General features: G+C 35.1%; 1 protein-coding gene. It reads left to right on the top strand.

Translation table 11 applies throughout. From position 1 onward, the window contains the following. Positions 1–92: 92 nt before the first annotated feature. On the top strand, positions 93–1523 hold the full coding sequence (locus CER22_RS30975; RefSeq protein WP_142293622.1) for an IS4 family transposase: 1431 nt from the start codon (positions 93–95) through the stop codon (positions 1521–1523). The last annotated feature ends 126 nt before the right edge of the window (positions 1524–1649 follow it).

Here is a 1649-nt window from a genome sequence, read left to right as displayed (position 1 = left end):
CACATCCATCAACTTAAGGTTTTAGACTATTTTTGAAGTTAAAAGCACGTTACTATTTTCTTATGTGAATGAGAAAGGGTGACGTGCTTTTTATGAATATGAATCAAAAACAAGAATTATCTTTATTCGCTGAAGAGTTATATCGATATATGTCTCCCGCTACACTTAATCAATTAGCTATAGAAGCAGGCGGGATGAAACGAAAACGTAAGTGCCACGGGCATCATTTTTTATCTTTGTGTGTATGGTTAAATCAACAAGTCGCTACTACCTCTCTTACTCAACTATGTAGTCAATTAGAAACTTCAACAGGAGTTTTATTAAGTCCGGAAGGACTTAATCGGCGATTTAACTCGGCTTCTGTAGCCTTTTTTCGTACTGTATTTACTACACTTCTACAAGCTAAGATTGGAGGCGTATCTAAGATTTCTCATTCTCTTTCTTCCTACTTTGAGCGCATTCGCATCCTTGATTCTACAACCTTTCAAGTTCCAGATCGATTCGCAGCTACTTATCCTGGTGCCGGAGGATGTAGTCATAAAGCTGGTGTGAAAATTCAACTAGAGTATGACTTGTTGAGTGGAGAGTTTTCTGATGTGAAAATTGAACCAGGAAAACGAAGTGATCAGGCGTATGGTGCGACTCGAACAGACATGATACAAAAGAATGAGCTGTATATCCGTGACTTAGGATATTTTCGTCTACAAGACTTTAAGTCTATTCAAGACAAGCAGGGGTATTATTTATCCCGTCTTAAGTTACCAACTAAAATATATAGAAAAGAGTTCGAAACAGTCGTATTTAAAACAAAACCCCCTCAATTGAAACCAGTATATATACAAATTCATTTGGAAGACATTATGAAACAACTACAACCTGGCCAAGTTTATGAATTACACGATGTATATGTAGGGAGTAAAGACAAACTGCCTACTCGTATTGTAGTTTATAGGTGTACCGAGGAGCAAAAACAGAAACGCTTACGTGACCGAGCTATTCGTGAAAAGAAAAAAGGGATTACATATACAGAGCGCACGAAGCTTTTACAAGGTATTACGGTATATATGACAAACATTCCTACGGAATGGGTACCAAAAGAGAAAATCTATGATTTATATTCATTACGTTGGCAAATTGAGCTGTTATTTAAAATATGGAAATCTTGGTTTCAAATTCATCGTTGTAAATCTATTAAACAAGAGCGATTAGAATGTCATCTTTATGGGCAACTCATTAGTATTCTATTATGTTCTTCTACTATGTTTAAAATGCGAGAACTCCTATTACGTAAGAAACAGAAAGAACTAAGTGAATATAAAGCGATGTATATAATTAAGGATTATTTTTCACTTTTTTACCAAGCATTACACAAAAACACCCAAGAATTATCAAAGGTTCTCCTTCGTCTGTTTAACCTCCTACAGCACAACGGACGAAAATCTCATCGGTACGAGAAAAAGACAGTCTTTGATATTTTGGGTGTTGTTTATGAGTATACCACTTCTAATCATCAGGTAGCATAGTAAAAAATTGAAACCCGTCAGGGTTTATTTGATATGCCTACTTTTATAAAATCTACAAAAGGTAATAAAAAATTATATAAAAAACCCACATTTTGTTTGAAAATATCCCTTAAGTTGATGGATGTG

This window comes from Bacillus sp. K2I17, from assembly GCF_002209985.1.
In the GTDB taxonomy this organism is placed as follows: domain Bacteria; phylum Bacillota; class Bacilli; order Bacillales; family Bacillaceae_G; genus Bacillus_A; species Bacillus_A wiedmannii.
This window is presented reverse-complemented; position numbering and strand designations above follow the sequence as displayed.

Coding starts and splice junctions, on each gene's coding strand:
- CER22_RS30975 (WP_142293622.1), top strand. CDS start 93: ATGAATATGAATCAAAAACAAGAATTATCTTTATTCGCTGAAGAGTTA.